Annotated in this window: 17 protein-coding genes; 1 reads left to right on the top strand and 16 read right to left on the bottom strand. The window is 29.2% G+C overall.

All coding sequences use genetic code 11. The annotated features are described in order from the left end of the window. Positions 1 to 4: 4 nt before the first annotated feature. The 15 genes from VJY38_RS08935 to VJY38_RS08865 all read right to left on the bottom strand — a co-directional run bounded on the left by VJY38_RS08935 (position 5) and on the right by VJY38_RS08865 (position 16,378). Positions 5 to 1,114 (bottom strand): glycosyltransferase, encoded by a 1,110-nt coding sequence (locus VJY38_RS08935; RefSeq protein WP_353680348.1) that lies wholly within the window; start codon positions 1,112 to 1,114, stop codon positions 5 to 7. Then, on the bottom strand, positions 1,071 to 2,246 hold the full coding sequence (locus VJY38_RS08930) for a glycosyltransferase (RefSeq protein WP_353680347.1): 1,176 nt from the start codon (positions 2,244 to 2,246) through the stop codon (positions 1,071 to 1,073). Before VJY38_RS08930 ends, VJY38_RS08935 begins: the two co-directional genes overlap by 44 nt. Continuing rightward, positions 2,233 to 3,318 (bottom strand): glycosyltransferase, encoded by a 1,086-nt coding sequence (locus tag VJY38_RS08925; protein ID WP_353680346.1) that lies wholly within the window; start codon positions 3,316 to 3,318, stop codon positions 2,233 to 2,235. Before VJY38_RS08925 ends, VJY38_RS08930 begins: the two co-directional genes overlap by 14 nt. A gap of 72 nt (positions 3,319 to 3,390) precedes the next feature. Next, a complete protein-coding gene (locus VJY38_RS08920; RefSeq protein WP_353680345.1) occupies positions 3,391 to 5,436 on the bottom strand; it encodes an OPT family oligopeptide transporter in 2,046 nt (681 codons plus the stop codon). Between the two features lie 77 nt (positions 5,437 to 5,513). Then, a complete protein-coding gene (locus VJY38_RS08915) occupies positions 5,514 to 6,287 on the bottom strand; it encodes a TIGR02757 family protein (RefSeq protein WP_353680344.1) in 774 nt (257 codons plus the stop codon). Positions 6,288 to 6,304: 17 nt separating this feature from the next. After that, positions 6,305 to 7,024 carry a pyridoxine 5'-phosphate synthase gene (locus VJY38_RS08910; RefSeq protein ID WP_353680343.1) on the bottom strand — a complete coding sequence of 240 codons (720 nt, stop codon included), beginning with the start codon at positions 7,022 to 7,024 and terminating at the stop codon, positions 6,305 to 6,307. Positions 7,025 to 7,126: 102 nt separating this feature from the next. Next, positions 7,127 to 8,011: a DMT family transporter gene (locus VJY38_RS08905; protein ID WP_353680342.1), complete on the bottom strand. Its 885-nt coding sequence runs from the start codon at positions 8,009 to 8,011 to the stop codon at positions 7,127 to 7,129. Continuing rightward, positions 8,011 to 9,051: a glycosyltransferase family 9 protein gene (locus VJY38_RS08900; protein ID WP_353680341.1), complete on the bottom strand. Its 1,041-nt coding sequence runs from the start codon at positions 9,049 to 9,051 to the stop codon at positions 8,011 to 8,013. Before VJY38_RS08900 ends, VJY38_RS08905 begins: the two co-directional genes overlap by 1 nt. Then, the gene (locus tag VJY38_RS08895; RefSeq protein ID WP_353680340.1) at positions 9,045 to 10,046 is read right to left on the bottom strand and encodes a glycosyltransferase family 9 protein; all 1,002 of its coding nucleotides are present in this window, start codon (positions 10,044 to 10,046) and stop codon (positions 9,045 to 9,047) included. The genes VJY38_RS08900 and VJY38_RS08895 overlap by 7 nt, the downstream gene beginning before the upstream one ends. 120 nt (positions 10,047 to 10,166) lie before the next feature. Further along, complete coding sequence (locus VJY38_RS08890; RefSeq protein WP_353680339.1) at positions 10,167 to 11,384, bottom strand: acetate/propionate family kinase; 1,218 nt, start codon at positions 11,382 to 11,384, stop codon at positions 10,167 to 10,169. 14 nt (positions 11,385 to 11,398) lie between these two features. Further along, complete coding sequence (locus VJY38_RS08885; protein WP_353680338.1) at positions 11,399 to 12,334, bottom strand: 3-hydroxyacyl-CoA dehydrogenase family protein; 936 nt, start codon at positions 12,332 to 12,334, stop codon at positions 11,399 to 11,401. Positions 12,335 to 12,602: 268 nt separating this feature from the next. Next, positions 12,603 to 13,856: an isocitrate dehydrogenase (NADP(+)) gene (gene icd / locus VJY38_RS08880; RefSeq protein ID WP_353680337.1), complete on the bottom strand. Its 1,254-nt coding sequence runs from the start codon at positions 13,854 to 13,856 to the stop codon at positions 12,603 to 12,605. Between the two features lie 96 nt (positions 13,857 to 13,952). Beyond that, positions 13,953 to 14,531, bottom strand: a complete 579-nt coding sequence (locus VJY38_RS08875) for a Maf family protein (protein WP_353680336.1) — start codon at positions 14,529 to 14,531, stop codon at positions 13,953 to 13,955. Between the two features lie 42 nt (positions 14,532 to 14,573). After that, complete coding sequence (locus VJY38_RS08870) at positions 14,574 to 14,975, bottom strand: hypothetical protein (RefSeq protein WP_353680335.1); 402 nt, start codon at positions 14,973 to 14,975, stop codon at positions 14,574 to 14,576. A 50-nt stretch (positions 14,976 to 15,025) separates the two neighbouring features. Then, a complete protein-coding gene (locus tag VJY38_RS08865) occupies positions 15,026 to 16,378 on the bottom strand; it encodes an MATE family efflux transporter (RefSeq protein WP_353680334.1) in 1,353 nt (450 codons plus the stop codon). A gap of 145 nt (positions 16,379 to 16,523) precedes the next feature. Here VJY38_RS08865 and VJY38_RS08860 point away from each other — a divergent pair, with 145 nt between their 5' ends. After that, positions 16,524 to 17,057: a helix-turn-helix domain-containing protein gene (locus VJY38_RS08860; protein ID WP_353680333.1), complete on the top strand. Its 534-nt coding sequence runs from the start codon at positions 16,524 to 16,526 to the stop codon at positions 17,055 to 17,057. Here the strand turns inward: VJY38_RS08860 and VJY38_RS08855 are convergent. Continuing rightward, positions 17,054 to 19,435 (bottom strand): PAS domain S-box protein, encoded by a 2,382-nt coding sequence (locus VJY38_RS08855; RefSeq protein WP_353680332.1) that lies wholly within the window; start codon positions 19,433 to 19,435, stop codon positions 17,054 to 17,056. The genes VJY38_RS08860 and VJY38_RS08855 overlap by 4 nt on opposite strands. Positions 19,436 to 19,474 lie beyond the last annotated feature (39 nt).

Raw genomic sequence — 19,474 nt, 5'->3', positions numbered from 1 at the left:
AGTTTTATAAATTTATGTAAATACTCAAAAGCTTATTTGCATAATTTTTCGGATTATCGAACATGTTAATTAAGGAATATAAGTTTTCAGTCATCACATGCTTCTTTTCTTCTGACATATTTATTGCTTGATAAATTGCATTTATCAATGCTCTATGATTATCTGTCTCAAACATTATAGCATGTTTATTATGTTCTATAAATTCTTTCATTACTTCAATGTTTGATGTGATTAACAATTTTTTGTTTGATGCTGATTCGATGGCAGCATATGGAAGTGATGATTCAATTAAAGAAGGAACTACAACTATATCTGTTAACTGATAATATTCTGTTATATCATCACATGGTTTTATAAATATAATTTTAGAATTTCGAGATATAATTTTCTTTTGTTCTTTCTCATTAGCATCTGAAATCATCATTAAAAACACATTTTTATGTTTTACAATCTCACTAAAAGCTTTTAATAAAACCTTAATCCCTTTTTCATTACTAAATCTACCTACATAAAGAATTATTTTACTTTCATCTGGAATACCATATTTATTTCTTCCAATCTTTTCTTTGACTTTATTATTTAATCTATCTACTGGATTAAATTGTTGGATAATTTTTTCCTCTGCAATCCTGTAGTTATCTATTAAATATTTTTTTATTGTATTACTTACAGCAATTATTTTATCTGATTGAAAACTTATACTTCTATACCCTTTAACAATACTATGTGCAGTAGTAATTGTTTTTATCTTCTTACCAGTTTTACTAAAAATTCTTTTTTGAATTATAGATGAGAGCAATTCAGGATATCTATGATGAGTATGAATAACATCTATATCATTATTTAAGCAAAAATCTTCGAGTTGAATGATGTTATTTTTAAGATAAACTAAATTTATTAATCCTTTCTTGAAAGTAAATAATGTTGGTTTAATTCCTGCAGCAAGTAATCTATTCAAACCATCGCCACCATTAGTAATAAAATGCAAATTCAATTTTAAATCGCTGTCAGATAATTTTTTAAGTTCCTTCAAGACTAAATAAACATACTTACTTACTCCACACACATAATTAAAATATGGCGAAATGTGAAGTATGTTTAATTCTTTTTTCATTTATTATATCATGATAATAATCTTCAAAGAATATTCTAAAATTATTCTCGTTATATTTATTCATAATTGCATTAAAACCATTTTCACCAAATTTTCTGTGCAATTGTTTATCATTCATTAATAAGATTATTTTTTGAACTGCATCATTAATATCATTTTTAAAGACCAATCCACAATTTTCCTGTTCAAGTATTTCTTTAATTCCACCTACATCACTTGATATAACTGGAATTTGATTGTACATGGCTTCCCACACAATCAGAGGGAGACCTTCTCTATTTGAAGTGATTAATAATAAATCAAAATATTTCATATAAGAAGATGCATTATAGAGATAACCATATAATTTGATATTCTGAATTGTTTTTAAGCTTATATACTTTTTCAATTTATCTTCATCTTCTCCACTACCAAAGATTACCAGAAATACATTCATCTTATTTTTGTTAAGTATATCAATAATTTCCAGAGCTCTAAAAACATTTTTTTCTCTATTTAATCTCCCGACATAACCTATTAAAAAATACTTCGTTTTTAATTTTGTTAATTCATTTATGATTGAAACATCACTTTTATCATCTTCAGATAATTTGCAGTATCCATTATAATAGGCTGTAATTTTTTTAAATAATTTTGTTTCATTCACTAATAATATTGAGCTTGTTTTTGATGGCGTGACAACATAAACATTATTAAATAAACTAATCAGCCAGTGTAATATTTTATAAATCAGCTGTTCAGTTTTTGTATTATAATCATTCTTAATAAAACTTCCATGATAATTATAAATTAATTTTCTTCTTAAGAAAATATTTAATAAACCAGCTATTACATAAGGTTTTATTTTATGAGCAATAATTATATCTACATCTTCAGAAGTAATTATTTTGTAGAATTGAATAAATACTTTTAATGAATATTTTTTATTCAAGCATTCAAGGGAACAATACTTAACATTAAACTTATTAACTATTCTTTCAACATCTTTTTCCCCCTGATAAATAATAATTTGTTCAAATTCACTCAATAATTTAATCTGAGCAAGTATGTGATTTAAAACGCCATCTTCCCTGCCTGTTATTTTATTTACAAAATGACATATCTTTATTTTATCGTGTTTATGCTCTTTCATATAAATCAGTATAATGTTTAATAACATTATCCCAGTTTAATATAGAATATATTTTTGTAGCATTCTCGGAAACTTTATTAACTAAAAATTTATTATTATATAAATTTTTTATAGTCATAATTATTTCATCATAATTGTTGCAGATAAAACCATTAACACAATTTTCAATTAATTCGCTTACACCTATATTATAATTTAGTATTACAATTTTGCCCATTGCCATACATTCTGCAGCAAATAATGGAAATGAATCAAAAGTAAATCCTTTTATTAAAATCTGTTTATCTTTTAGAAAATTAATCAAGTCACTCTTAGACATATAATTTTTATAAATTACATCCACATTATTCTTTGAAATAACATTTTCATCATTATCTCCTATAACAAAAAGTTGAATATTGATATCATTCACTTCAAGTAGAGTACGATAAACCATATATAAATCACGATTGATATACTGGGATGAATTATAAAAAATAATTTTCAGTGGATTAGTAAAATTCATTTCAATTTTATTTTGGTAAAAATCTTTATCTACTGCATGATAAATAATAGATAAGTTTTTCTTCGATAAATCATAATATTTCATTAAAATCTTTTTAAGTAAATTGGAAACAAGAACCAATTCATCAGACTTTGATATGGCAAGTTTTTCGAGAGAGTTTAGTTTTAGTTTTTGTAACCAATTAAATTTATTAACAGAATTTGCGAGTTCATATTTTACACAAGCATGTAGAGTTGTAATAATATGTATTCTTAATAATTTCTTAAGTAAGAAAAGAATAATCTGATGTCGTTCTAAAGTTAGAACATGAATTATCTTAACATCTTTCGAAATAGTTAACAGTAATAATTTGAATATGCCTGTACGAAAAACATTTTCATTTAATTTCTCGAAGCCAAAAAGTCGATTTAATAATGTTGTGTTCTTTCTATCTTTAAAATAAAAATCGCAAAAGATTACATTGAAATTTCTTAGTAATAGATAATGAAAAATTCTTTTAGCAATTTTTTCTGGACCTGATAATATTTCAGATTCATTATAACGCCCCAGAAGTATAATTTTTTTCATTAAAACTTTTACCCTCAAAAAGTTTTAATACAGGCTGACTAAAAGTAAATACTTTCAGTCAGCCTTATAAAATTACATAGAAACTGGAGGAGGAGCTGGTTCGTCTGCTTTGCCAGCATTTTTAACAGGTACTTGAATTAGATACCATGCAATAAATACAAATACTAACAAGCTAATCAGGAAAGAAGGATAAGTAAAAATGGAGATTAATTGTACTTCAAAAAATGCAAAGGCAGCAAATACCAGTCCTATCAATGCTTCGCCTGCAATTAAACCAACAGCAACAAGGACACCTGTATTTTCAACTCTTGATTTTTGAGCATCATTAAATTTCTTCTTTAAGCTTATTCTTTCTACGATACCTTTAATAATTCCACCAATAAAAATAGCGAAAGTAGTTTCGAGTGGTAGATACATTCCTACTGATACGAGCATAGGGCTACGTACTTGCATTAAAATAAAACCAAATCCCATAACCATACCAACAATAATTAATGGCCAAGCCATATCACCTTTAACAATACCTTGAGAGAGAAGAGCCATAAGACCAGCTTGAGGTGCAGCAAGTTTAGCACTACCAAATCCACCTTCGTAAGGAGGAACAGCCATTTTACCAGCATTAACATCACCCTGGTGTAAAATCATTAAAGGTATAAACATAACTGCAGATGCAAGTGCAACACCGATAATATCGCCAACTTGCATTTTCCATGGAGTACCACCTAATATATGTCCAACTTTTAAATCCTGTAACATTTCACCTGCTACGGCAGCCGAAACACAAACCACTGCAGCTACGCCCAAAACCGCTGCAACGCCCTGTTTACCTGTCATTCCCAATGCAACCATTAGAAGTGCAGCAACTATTAATGTTGAAAGTGTTAATCCGCTAATAGGATTATTACTTGAACCAATAATTCCGACAAGATAACCAGATACTGCTGCAAAGAAAAATCCAGCGATTATCATTACAAGTGTAGCTACAAGAGCCGCAAATAAATCCTGAGCAAAATAGTTATAGATTAAAAATGTCATAACTGCTGCAAAACCAACACCAATCATAATCCATTTGAAACTTAAATCCTGATCAACTCTTTCGGTTGTATGTTCACCAGCAGCAGCTTTCTTAACATCACTTATCGAGCGTTGAAGTCCAGCAGCAAGACTTTTTCTCATTCTAAAGAGTGTGTATCCAGCACTTACAAGCATACCACCAATAGCAATTGGACGCACAATATATCTCCAGATCATTTGAGACCATGTAATCCAGTCATGTTCTGTTGGATTCATGCCCTGATTATTTGTTTGATATTGTTGAATTAATTCAGGTGATAAGAAATAAAGTATTATTGGAACAAATAATCCCCATGCTAATAATCCACCACTAAAATTTAGTGATGCAAGTTTTGGTCCAATAATATATCCTACTCCAATATAAGCTGGACTAACACCTGGTGAGCTCAATAAAACTCCACCCTGTGCAGTAGCTGATCCAGCAGATTTCAAATTTATAATTGATTTTGAAAAGCTAACAAATTTTTCCCATGTAGTAGCAAAAAATTTTAATTGTCCAAGAGTTTGAATTATAGCACCAACTCCCATTGCAGTAAACAAAAACTTTGCACCTGTTCCACCAGCTCTTCCTGCTTTATGAATTTCTGAAGCAGCAACGGATTCAGGAAAAGGCAGTTCTACATCTTCGACCATAACTCTACGTAATAACGCAACGAACATAATACCAAGTACACCACCAACAAACATTATTGCTGTTGAAATCAGATAGTTACTTATGGTATCGAATTTCAACCATATTCCTGCAATATAAAATGCAGGTATTGTAAAAATTGCTCCAGCAGCTATTGATTCACCTATTGAACCAACTGTACGAGCAAAATTTTCTTCGAGTATTGTTCCTTTCATTAATTTTAGGAGAGCCATACCTATAACTGCAGCAGGATAAGTGGCAGCTATTGTCATACCTGCTTTTAATCCCAGATATGCATTTGCTGCACCCAGAATGACAGACATTATTAATCCGATTACTAAAGCTCGGACTGTAAATTCTGCCATATTTGTTTCAGATGAAACAAAGGGAACAAATTTTTTTTGTTCGGACATTTAATACTCCTGACTATATTATGAAAAAAATTTTAATAGCAAGATAATGATGTAGTTTTCTATGAGCAATAATTATTTTAAAAACTCATTTTTCTCATACCAATATGACAGATTGCAAAATCATATTTTACTGGATCACTTGAATCATACTTTTTCAAATTCTCAGTAATTTCTTCTGCCATATTCCATGAAATATTTTTCCTTTTTGTTAATCCTAAGTTCTTACAAATTTTTGCAACATGAGTATCTACAGGTATAACTAATTTAGATGCTGGAATTTCGTACCATAAACCAAAATCGATTTCATCTTTTCTTACCATCCATCTTAAAAATAAATTCATTCTTTTACAGGCACTCCCTTTTTGAGGATCTGGAAACATAAATTTTATGCTTGTGTTTTTTATTCCTGCGGATTCAATTATTGCTAATATATTTCTGGAAAAAAATGAAATGGCATTTTTAAGATTTTTATCTTCATCAAAGTAGTATAATAAGAAAAAGTACTTCAGTGAATTATACGATAAATAAATTTTATTAAGTGCAAAAAATAATTTTGCAATATCATCAGGTTTATAAAATCGATGTACTATTTTGTCAAAAAATATTTTGTCGGTTCTATAATTAAAATTCATTACAAATTCATAAGGTTTATGATTCATTATGGAATGTAAATGAGTGAGTGTTTTATTAATTTGCTTAACATTTCCATAAGCAAAAACAGAGGAGATTAAACCAGAGATTTCAATATCAAAATAATTATTATAATGATGTAGAAATTCGACTGGATCTGGAGTGATTTTATTTCTATCAAAATACTTATAATGATATTCTAACTTTTTTTTCAGGTTCAAATTAAATCCAGAATATATTATTTAGCACTTCGTATTATTTCAATCATTTCTTTTACTGCTCTTTCAACACCTACAAAAACTGAACGCGCTATGATGGCATGTCCAATACTTACTTCATCAATTTCTTTTATAGCAATAAGTTCTTTCATATTAATGTAGTTTAATCCATGACCTGCATTAACACCAAGTCCCAATTTTTTTGCATGCTTTGCTGCTATTCTAATTTTTTCAAGTTCATCAAAAATATCTTCTTCACTTATAGCATTGGCATAGTGCCCTGTGTGTATTTCAATAAAGTCAGCATTAATCTCAGCTGCAGCATCAATTTGATTTATATCTGGTTCTATGAACAATGAAACAGCAATATCGGCATTGTGCAATCTTTCAATTGTTTCTCGAAGATGATCGATATTATCAATTACATTAATACCACCTTCAGTTGTAAGTTCCTGTCTTTTTTCTGGAACAATGGTTGCTAATTCTGGTTGTACATCACAAGCTATTTGAATTATTTCTTCAACAGCAGCCATTTCGAGATCAAGTTTTGTAGTTATTAATTCTCTCAATAGTCTTACATCTCGTTCGTTTATGTGTCTTCTATCTTCACGTAAATGGACTACAATACCATCTACACCATATTGTTCTGCCATTAATGCATAAGTTACTGGATCAGGTTGAACTTCTGCACGAGCATTTCTTAAAGTTGCTATATGATCTATGTTTAAACTGAATCTCATGTTAATCCTCATTAATTGTTATATCAAAATTAAAAATTCTCAATAGTAGAAAAAAATTTATAATTATAAAATCAGTTATAGAATATTCAAAAATATTTTGGATTATTTCATAAACAAAAGCACTATGCCACCAACAGCAAGAAATGCCCCAAGTATAGCTATCCAAGATAAATTTTCTTTATAATAAAATTTAACCATAGGAAGCATTATAATTGGTACGGTTGACATTAATGTAGATGCAATTCCTACTTTTGTATGAGCTACTGCAATCAAACTAAATGTAATTCCAAAAAAAGGTCCAATAATTGAACCAATTAATGTATAAGTAAAAGCTTTTTTATTATTCTTAAAAACAGAAAATGGATTTTTTATTCTGGTAATTAAAATAAATAATGGATATATAAATAGAACAGATGAACTAATTCTAATGAAAGCAGCAACAAATCCATTTATATCAGATTCATTAAAAGCAATTTTTGCAAATATTAATCCTATTGCCTGTCCCAAAGCCCCCATAACAGCATAAAAAATTCCTGAGTAACCAATTTTATAACTCGATGATGGTTTCTCACTACGATTTAAAACAACCATACTAATACCAGAAATTGTAATCAACATACCTACAATACCAATTGCAGAAATTTTTTCTCCTAAAAAAATATAAGCCAGTAAAGCCGACATACCAGGTACAAGTGACATTATAAGCATGCTCAATCGTGCACCAATATACTGAAATGCTTTAAATAAAAATGTATCACCAATTACCAATCCAATAAATCCACTTAAAATTAGATTAAATAATTGTGAAGTTGAAATATTTATTTCAACCTGAAAAATTAATATTGTTAATGCAAGACATATATTAGCAATAATCAATCTTGTTACATTAACATAAAAAGAACCAGCTCTAATTGATGCTTCGGTAAAAACTATTGAAGTACCAGACCAGAGTAATGCAGTAATTAGTGCAGCAATTTCGCCTATCATTAATTCCCTTTATTGATAATTTCGAGATATTTTTTTTCTACAAAGTTCCAGACATAATCTACTGATAAAGATTCCATTGCTTTTCGTTCATCTTCATCTGAGTAATGTTCTAATACTAAAGGTGATTTTATATTTATATGTAAATCACCATAAGCACCCCAATCCACTGGATGTGACGAGCCAAGTAATGCTACAGTTGGAGTTTTAACAGCAACTGCAACATTCATTGGTCCAGTGCAATTTGAAAAAAATAATCCTGAATTTTTTATAATTGCAGCAAGTTGACCAATAGTATTTGTGCGTGGAGATATTATAGCTCCTTCACCAATTTGAGAAGAAACATATTTAACTAAATCTTCTTCTCCACTTCCCCATGTTAACAAAATTTTCGCATTATAATTTTTTATTAATCTTTTTGCTATTTCTGCAAAACGATCTGGTAACCAGGCTCTATTTGGTTTACTCGCACCTGGATGAATACAAATTGTTTTTAATTTTTCCAGATTATTTTTATTAAAAAAATCATCCGCATATTTCTGGTCGTTTTCGGAAATAAAAACTACAGGATTTTCATCATAAACTTTACAACCAAGTGCTTTAACTATATCAAGATTTCTATGAATTTCATGATATCTTCCTCTGGGATGCTCAAGTTTGATTGTATAAAAATTCATCAACTTTTCTGGTCCACTGCTCACTCTTATTTTTGCACCACTAAGGTAGGTAAACAATGCAGCTCTTTCCGATGTCCATCTTAAGTTTATACATAAATCAATTTTTCTTTTTCTTAATTTGAAAATTGTAATAATTTGTTTGAAGAAAGAATCTGTTACTTTATTTCGATTTGTGTTAATTACAATATGTTCATCAACTATAAATCCAGAAGGAATTATTTGACCCATTAATTTATTTGTAAGAAGTATTATATGTGCATCAGGAAAATTATCTCTCACAGCTTTAATTGCAGAAGTGCTTGCTATCAAATCTCCCAGTGCGCCCCATTTTATTATTAAAATATTTTTGATATTCTCCTTTACCACAGCTTAAGTATTTCTCCAATTTTTTTATAAACATCATTAACATTGATGTAATTTAGGTAAGCTTCGTTTTCATTTTTTATTCTTTTTCCGAATAAAGAAAAATGACCATCATCTTCTGAATAAAAATTCCAGCAAAGAGAATTATCTTCTGGCAAAAGAGCAAGTACTGGAATTTTTAATGCTACTGCTAAATGACGAGTGCCTGTATCGTGTGTAACCAAGAGTAATGATTTTTTTATCAATGCTGCAGTTTTTAATATGCTATCCGAATAAAAATACTTTACAGAATTATTAATTAATTTAGCATTGATGCTATCCACAATCTTTTTATCATTTGGACCAGAAAGGACAAGTATTTTTAATTTGCTTTTATTGATTAATAAGTTAATTAGTTCAATGAAATTTTCAGTCTTCCAGATTTTAGAAGGCTCACTTGCTCCTGGATGAATACAAATAAATTTATCATTCAATAAATTATTTTCTGATAGAAAATTATTAGCCCAATTAATTTCATTTTCAGAAATAAAAAATTCTGTTTCGTTTGATTCTATTTCAACATTAAATTCAGAAACAATTTTGTTGTAATATTCTATGTAACTTATTGTATCTTCATAAACATCTACTTTCTTATTAAACAAAAAAGAGAATGTTTGCTTATGTGGTCCTATCCTTATTTTAGCCTTTGATAACCAGGCTAAAAGTGCCACTCTATCACCAGGATGCAATGCAATAAATACATCGAAATTTTCTTTTCTAATTTTTGAAATAAGTTTTATACCTTCTACTAAACTTCTTAAGCTTCTATTCCCTTTTATTTCTGGATCAAAAGTAAGAATGCTATTCACATAAGGATTATTTTTGAAAACATCTTCAAAACCTTTTCTTACTAAAACTACAATTTCTGAGTCAGGATATTTTTTATGAAGTGATCTTATGGCAGGAGTAGAAATAATTAAATCCCCGAAGTATTTAATATTTACTACAAGTATCTTCAATCGATTTCCAGGATTTTTGAATACAAATTTAAGGAAGATTTAATAATAAATAATTTTTAAAACAAAAAAGGTCACCATAATTTTAGTGACCTTAATAAATTACACAAACAAATTTCAAGATTATCCTTTAAAAAAATTGAATTGTTCACTTACTATTTTTTCTGTGTCAAGTGCAATAACCAATTCTTCGTTAGTAGGAATTCTAAATACTTTTACTTTTGAATCATCAGTTGAGATTAAACATTCACCATCAACATTTTCATTTCTTGATTCATCTAATTTAATTCCAAGATATTCCATATTTGAACAAACTTCTTTACGAACCAAAAAAGAGTTTTCACCAATTCCACCAGTAAATACTAAAACATCGAGACCATTCATAGCAGCAGCATATGCACCAATATATTTTTTAATTCTATAAGTAAAAACATCGAAAGCATTTTTAGCTTTTTTATTTCCTTCTTGAATTGCTCTCTCAATTTCTCGCATATCACTGCTTTCACCACTTATTCCGATTAAACCACTATGTTTATTTAGAAGAGTATTAGCTTCTGAAAGAGATAAACCTTCTTTAGCCATGATATAAAGGATAACAGAAGGATCCATATCTCCACTTCTTGTCCCCATAATTAAACCTTCGAGTGGAGTAAAACCCATTGTAGTATCAATTGATTTTCCACCCTCAACAGCAGCCATTGAACAACCATTTCCAAGATGAGCAGTTATAATTTTTAATTCTTCAATTGGTTTACCAACTAATTTTGCAGCACGTTCAGATACATAGCGATGAGATGTACCATGAAATCCATATTTACGAATTTTATATTTTCTATAAAGTTCATATGGGATACCATATAAATAAGCACGTGGAGGCATTTTAATATGGAAAGCAGTATCAAAGACTCCTACCTGTGGTGTATTTGGTAAATGTTCTTTTGCTGCTAAAATTCCTTTAATATTTGGTGGATTATGAAGTGGTGCCAGTTCAATATTTTCTTTAATTGCATTCATAACTTCGTCGGTTATCAGTACAGAACCAGAGAAAGTTTCTCCTCCATGAACAACACGATGTCCTACAGCATCAATTTCCTTTTTATCTTTAATTACGCCATGATTTGGACTCAGTAAAACTGCAATAACATATTCAATAGCAATAGAGTGGTCTAATATTTCACCAACAATTCTAATTTTTTCTTTACCATATGGTGTGTGAGTTAAGACTGCACTCGACATACCAATTCTTTCGACCATTCCTTTTGCAAGTGCAATTTGTGTAGTAGTATCTATGAATTGATATTTTATAGATGAGCTACCACAATTAAGAACTAAAACTTTCATAATATCCTCATAGTTTAAGAAATTATTTTACCTTCTGAATCATATTTAAAAAATCCTTCGCCTGTTTTTTTGCCCAATTTTCTTTCACGAACTAATTTACGAAGAATCGGACACGGTCTATAGCGAGGTTCACCGAGACTATGCCAGAGAGTTTCCATCCATGCAAGTACTTCATCCAGACCCATAGTATCAGCCATTTCAAGTGGTCCCATCGGGAAATTATAACCTAATTTCATTGCTGTATCGATATCTTTAGCAGATGCAATTCCTTCAAGCAAAATATGCATTGCTTCGTTTAAAAGAGGAACTATTGCTCTTGTAGTAACAAATCCAGGATATTCATAAACTTCAACTGGAGTTTTACCAATTCGAGCAGCAAATTTTTTAATAATTTCTACAGTCTTGTCAGAAGTTTCAAGAGCACGAACTAATTCAACAAGTGGAACTTTAGGAACAGGGTTTAAGAAGTGCATTCCAATTATTTTATCTCTTCGGTTTGTAACTTCTGCAATTTTTGTTAAGCTGAGTGTAGAAGTATTCGATATAAAAATTGTTTGAGGCTTGGCTATTTCATCCAGTTCTTTGAAAATCTTTCTTTTCAATTCATAATTTTCATCAACAGCTTCGATTACTAAATCACATTCAGGGATATCGTTTCTATCCAGAGTCCACTTAATTCTTGATAGAATAGATTTCATTTCACTTTGAGTCATAGCCCATCTGGCTATTTCTCTTTCCATAGAAGCTTTCAAATTTTCTTTTGACTTTTCAATTCTATCTTCATCTTTTTCGATTATCACAACATCAATCCCGGCTGCAGAAATTGTTTGTGCAATTCCCTGGCCCATTATTCCGCCACCTACAATGGCTACAAAATCAATTCTATCGTAATCTTCAGTTCTTTGAACGCTTCCAAGAAGGTCTTCTAATTTTAATTTTTCTTCTGCCATATGAAAAAAATCCTTTTTATTGATAACAAAATTAGAAAAAAGCCAGTTTCATAAACAAAATCTATACCATTATTTGAATAGAAAATTAAACTAAATTAATAATGATTTTATATGATTTTATTAAAACTAATAACAAATAATCATTTATGAGAATTAAAGTAACAAGAAATGTAACGAAGAATAGAAAAAAGCAGGAAAAGTATTTTTTATAATTTAGAGCAAGAGCAAAATTTTATTAAACTAAATTATTTGCTCTTGCTCTTAAATTTTATTCCATATTTTTTACAATTTCTCTTGCAAAATCAGAACAACTAAGCTCTTTTGCTCCTTTCATTAAACGAGCAAAATCGTATGTTACAGTTTTTGCTTTAATAGTTTTACTCAAAGCTTTTTCTATTAAACGAGCTGCTTTTTTCCAGCCTAAATAATTTAACATCATTACACCAGAGAGAATAACAGAACCTGGATTAACTTTATCGAGTCCAGCATATTTAGGAGCAGTACCATGTGTTGCTTCGAAAACTGCATGGTAGTAACTCATATTTGCACCTGGAGCAATTCCTAATCCACCAACCTGAGCTGCACATGCATCAGACAAATAATCGCCATTAAGATTTGGAGTAGCAATTACATCATATTCATTCGGTCTCAACAATACTTGTTGAAACATACTATCAGCAATTCTATCTTTTATTAAAACTTTTCCAGCTGGAAGTTGACCATTATATGATTTCATTAATTCTTCTTCTGTTATTATAATATCTCCAAAATATTTTTTTGCTGTTTCATATCCCCATTCTTTGAATGAACCTTCAGTATATTTCATTATATTTCCTTTATGAACAAGCGTTACACTTTTTCTTTTGTTTTCAATTGCATATTCAATAGCTTTTTTCACCAATCTTTCTGTGCCAAATTGACTCATAGGTTTAATTCCAATTCCAGATTCAGGTCGAATATTTTTATCAAATTTTTTATTGATGTAATTAATAAGTGCAACTGCTTCTTTTGATTTTGCTTTAAATTCAATGCCAGCATAAACATCTTCTGTATTTTCACGGAAGATTACAACATCTAAATCTTTTGGTCTTTTAACTGGACTTGGTGTACCAGAATAATATTTCACAGGTCTAACGCAAGCAAATAAATCAAGTTCCTGTCTAAGTGTAACATTAAGACTTCTTATACCACCGCCTACTGGAGTTGTTAATGGACCTTTAATAGCCACAATAAATTCTTTAATTGCTTCGAGTGTTTCTTTTGGTAGCCATTGATTTTTACCATAAGTTTTTACAGCCTTTTCGCCTGCATAAATTTCCATCCAGACAATTTTCTTTTTACCTTCATAAGCTTTTTCAACTGCTGCATCAAAAACCATTTTTGATGCAAACCATATATCTGGGCCTGTTCCATCACCTTCAATAAAAGGTATGATTGGATTATCTGGCACCGAAAGTTTTCCATCTTTAATTGTAATTTTTTCTCCTTCAGAAGGAACAATTATTTTTTTGTATTTAGCCATGAATGCTCCTGATTTTTTGCTAATGTTCTATAATAAATATGTTTATCAAAATTAACCAGAATAAATTCAAATGAAAACTTAATAATTAAATGGGGATTATAAAACATCTTTCAATGCTTTATAAATTTTAGCAACAGGTAATCCAACTACATTATAATAACAGCCATTAATTTTTTTTACGAATACTGCACCATAATCATCCTGTATCCCATAAGCACCAGCTTTATCCATCGGACTTCCACCTGATATGTATTCAAGTATTTCATCATCAGAAATTTTTCTAAACGTTACTTCAGTTTTTTCATAATCGATTATTTTTTTATTATTAGAAATATTTCCTACAACAAAACCTGTATAAACTAAATGTGTTTTGCCGCTTAGCATTTTAAGAATTTTGAATGCATCTTTTTCATCTACTGGTTTACCAATAATTTTTTTATTTAGAACTACAATTGTATCGGCAGTAATAATAATTCCTTTGTTAACTCTTTTTGAAGCTTCTTCAAATTTATGAGATGCAAGTCGTTTTACAGTTGCAACTGGATGTTCGCCATCTAATAATTCTTCTTCCAGGTCAATAGTAATTGTCTGGAAATCTAAACCAAGTTGTTGTAGTAATTTTTTTCTTCGAGGAGATTTCGAAGCTAAATAAATAGGTAATTCAGTTTTAATCATGATTTAGATGCTTGGGATGGTTATGGAATGTATTAAATTTTATTAGCGGAATAAAGCTTTTATACTTCCCCATGTCCTTTTCACACTCGAAACACTATGAGCAACAGAAACTTTAGAAGAGTAAGAAACAGAACCATCTTTATCAACAATCTTCAATTGATAAGTATAAACTGCATCTGCAGATTTAAATGCTGTTTGATCAATAAATTCATATGTTTTATCTGCACGAGGTTCAACTCTTGCCAATGGTATAAAATTACCAGATGAATTTGCTCTTTCAACTAAATAATAATCAAGATTTGTTTCGGATAGAGCTTTCCATTCTAAAATTACATTACCATCTTTGCTTGTTGCTGTAAAGTAGATAAGTTGTGCCCCACCAAAAGCAGCAAAAGAAGAAATTAATAAAATTATTAACAATATTTTTGATTTATACTTCATCATAATTTTTGTAATTGAAATATATCTTACATTAATAATTTTGTCAAGTAATTTTAAACTCTTTTATATCCATCCCAATTTCCAAACTGAAATTTAATAAAAATAATCAGTGCATAAAGGATAACATAAAATGGTAATGCAAGCCAGGCACCAATTAAGCCTAATTTAAAAACTACTCCTAATAAAAATGCAATAGGAACAAATACAAACCAGTTTGAAATTACTTCTGCAACCATAACAAAAAATGTCTTCCCGGCAGCCTGTAAACCATTTGCAAGTACAACTCCAAATGAATAGAATATCTGTCCAAATCCTGCAATTCTTAGTGCAGGAACAGCTGCATTAATAACTTTATAATCATTTGTAGTAAGAATTAATATTGCTTTAGGAGCCAAAATAAAAATTAAACCAATAAACAATGTATAGAAGGTAGCTAATCTACTTGTTTCAAAACCATAATGTTTGGCAAGTTTAATATCTCCAGTTCCAAGACTATTACCCACCAGAGTATGGACTGCAATTCCAAAACCAAAGCATGGTAATAAAGTAATTAATAAAGAAGAAAAAACAATATTACTTGCAGCTTGCTCAAGTGTACCAATGTAACCCGTTATTGCTATAAAACTAAGAAATCCTACCAAGATAAAAATATTTTGAAATGAAACAGGAAGAGAAATTTTTAGTATTGATGAAGCAATATCTTTAAAAAAGCCAATATTTTTGAAATACTTATACCTGAGTCTATAAGAAGGAAGAAGAGATACACTAAAATAAAATAAAGCATCGCAAACCGTAGCTAAAGTAGAACCTAATCCAGCACCTGCCAATCCCATTCCTTTAATTCCAAAAGCACCATATATAAATATGTAATTGAAAATGATATTTAAAAAATTTGCCAATACTCCTGAATACATAAAAACTCTTGTCCTACCAATTCCAAAGTAAAATCCCCTGTAAGAGACTGTTATAAGAAAAAATGGTATACCCATGAATCTATAGTGTAAATATTCACCAGCATAAACTCCAACTTTATTATCTACAGCAAAAAAATCTGCAATATAATCTGAGAACAGAACAACAAGTAAACTTATAAATATCCCGATTAATAAAGAGAGTAATATTGAGGTATTTAATACTTTTCCACAGTCTTCATATTTTTTTGCACCAAATCTTCTTGCAATTAATACATGAGTTCCGGTTGCTAAACTTGAAAAAAAACTAACAATAGCCCAGGTAGCAAGAACTCCAATTCCCATTGCTGCAAGATAATATTTAGCATCTGGCAGGCGTCCAATCATAGCAGTATCAACCAATGATACCATCATTTGAGTTGATAACCCGGCAATAGCTGGTAATGCGAGTTTTAATATGTATTTATGATCGTCGTTTAGATAAAATAATTTCATAAAACTAAAATATTGAAATAAATTCTACTATAAAACTTTTTTATTCTTCAAATATTATTAATTAATTTTCAAAAAAGATTAATTGAAAGATTAACATTTAATCTGAATTTTACTATTTTGCATTAAAAGAGTGTGACATATTAATATGACCAAGCAAGAGGAAATAAAATATTTAATTCACACTTATGGAATAAAGTTAAGTTACATTGCAGAGAAAATTGGTATAAAGACACAAACATTAAATTATTTATTAAACGAGCATTCACCATTTGATGATGAGCTTTATAAAAAAATAAAAGAAATAATTGACGATTATCAATTCGAACTAAACTTATTTGATAATAGCTACGAAGAAGATTTAGATTTATTTAATAAAGAAGATCAATACAACATTGGCGAACGACTGAGAATCTTTGCAAAAAAGAAATTTGGAAAACTTAAAAAACTTGCAGAAGCAATGAATATTTCTCCTCAACAATTACAACAATATGTAAGTGGAAAAAGAGAACCAGGAGCTAAAATATTAATTAAGCTTTTGAAATTAGGTTGCGATATTAACTGGTTACTTGGTGGGAAAGAATCAATTGAATCTTATCGAATTTATAAATTAGAAACTAAATTACGCCAGCTTCAAGAAGCAACAGAACAAATATCTCAGATAATTAAAAAATTAGATTAATTAGTTACTGCTTTACCATAATTAAGAATGAACTGTGTTCCTGCTCCTTTCTTTGTTTCTAAATTAATCTTTGCATTATTTAATTCTACAAATTTTTTAACGAGTGCAAGACCAAGTCCAACTCCATCATAAGCTCTTCCATAACCCATTTCTTCCTGAATATATGGTTCAAAAATATGTTTCTGATACTCTTTGCTTATTCCAATGCCAGTATCTTTTACACTTATTATTACTTCATCATTTTCATTTTTATCGAGAGTAACTTTTACATATCCTTGCTTTGTGTATTTTATTGCATTATCTATAAGATTCGAGATTGTTTGAGTAAAAGAATACTCGTCAACATATAAAAATACTTCGCCTGCTCTATTTTCAAAATATAGTGCAATATTTCTTATCTTAGCTGCTGAATGAAATTCCATAATCAAATTCTTAATAATTGATGTAATATTAATTACTTTTTTATCAATGGGAAATTCACCAATATGAAGTCTTGAATAATTTAATATCATATCAACTGTTCTAATAATTCTTCGGCTTGAGTTATCAATACTTTCAAAGTATTGTTCTTCTTCTTTACCAACATGATTTTCAAATGATTCTCTAATTAAACTTACCATGCCCAGAATACCATTTAGTGGTGTTCTAATTTCGTGTGAAATATTGGCAATAAAAGCATCTTTCAAACGATTAGCAGATTCAGCTTTTTCTTTGGCTTCCACAAGTTCATCATGAATCTTTTTTATTTCAGTTATATCTTCTACTGTACCATCGTAGTATAAAGTTTTACCGGTTGAATCTTTTATTGCACGTGCACTTTCTCTAACATAAATTATAGTTCCATCTTTTCTTAACCATGCAGATTCCAAACCTCTGATGATTCCTTCTTTTTCTATTAAATCAACAAATTTTTTTCTATCACTGTGACTTTCAAATCCTTCTTTTTGCAAATTTCTTTTTGCCAATTCTTCAAATGAATCATAACCGAGCATATTTATCAGAGTTTTGTTTGCTAATAAAATTTGACCATCTGGTGTAGTTCTATAAAGTCCAATAGTTGAATTTTCATATAATGAACGAAATCTTTCTTCACTCTCCTGTAATAATTCATATGTTTTTTTTCTTTCTGTTATATCTTCTGCTATCGATAAAATTGCGGTTCGACCATCAGGTAATTTTACTTTCCTTTCTACAAGATGAACCCAAATTGGTTTTTTATCTTTTCTTAAAGAAACAATTTCGTTATCAATGATTTCACCAGCCAATAATTTCTTAATGTTTTCTTCAACCTGAGCTACATTATTTTTTGGTTGAAATTCTCTTACATTCATCTTCAACAATTCATCTTTTGAGTAACCCATTATCTGGCTAAATGTTTTATTACAATCAATAATATTTCCGTTTGTATCTTCGAGTAAAATTCCCACCGGAGAAGTTTCGAATAAGTTCATATAAAGTTCAGCGTTTAAATGGAATAATTCTTCAGCTTTTTGTTTCTCTAATTCTTTTCTTTGATAATTCAAAGCAAATGAAATATCGAGCGACATTTCTTTTATCAATTTTCTTTCATCAGAATCAAAATAATTAATAATTGTTGAATGAAGAGCTACTATGCCTTCAAGTTTTTCTGAAACAAATATTGGTATAAATGCAATAGATTTTATATTTAATTTATTGTAAATATGTTGTTTGTTTGATTTATAATCTATATCATTAATTACAACTATGTTTTTAGTTCGTAAAAGTTTTTTCAATATTTTTTTATAACAATCTTCCTGAAATAAATCGATGATATTTTTAATCACACTTTTTGTAAAACCACCGTAAGCTACAATTTTAATTTTATCATCCTCTAATAAACCAATCCAGCTTAATAGATTAGCATTCTCAAATGAAATTTTACAAATCTTATTAAATAACTTTTGCCGATCTTTTATTCTAACTATCGCCTGGTTTACATCACTTAAAAAAGAATATAACTTATTTAACTTCTCTAATTTTTCTGTAAGTGAAACTTCGTTAGTTACATCTCTTGCAATCACAAGAGCTGCTTTTTTACCTTTATAACTAATGATATGAGAATTAATCTCAACATAAATAATTCTACCACTTTTTAATCTGTGTCTCCAGATACCTGAATATTGCTTAACCGGTCTTTTTTGTTTTAAATCATTAAGTAACTTAGGAATATCTTCTTCAGGTCTAATATCCTTAATAGTCATCGACAAAAATTGTTTTCTGGAATATCCATATTTTTTAATAGCAGCATTATTCACTTCTAAAAATTCATAAGTATTCAAATCATAAATCCACATGGGTAATGGGTGATGCTTGAATAGAAAATTGAAAGTTTCCTGTATATTTGAATCGAAAGGCATTATACCCTCTACTTTTTTAACTTAATTTTTAGAAAACTA

This window comes from Rosettibacter firmus (genome assembly GCF_036860695.1).
Lineage (GTDB): Bacteria > Bacteroidota > Ignavibacteria > Ignavibacteriales > Melioribacteraceae > Rosettibacter > Rosettibacter firmus.
Note: the sequence above shows the minus strand (reverse complement) of the source record. Positions and strands in the feature narration are given on the sequence as shown.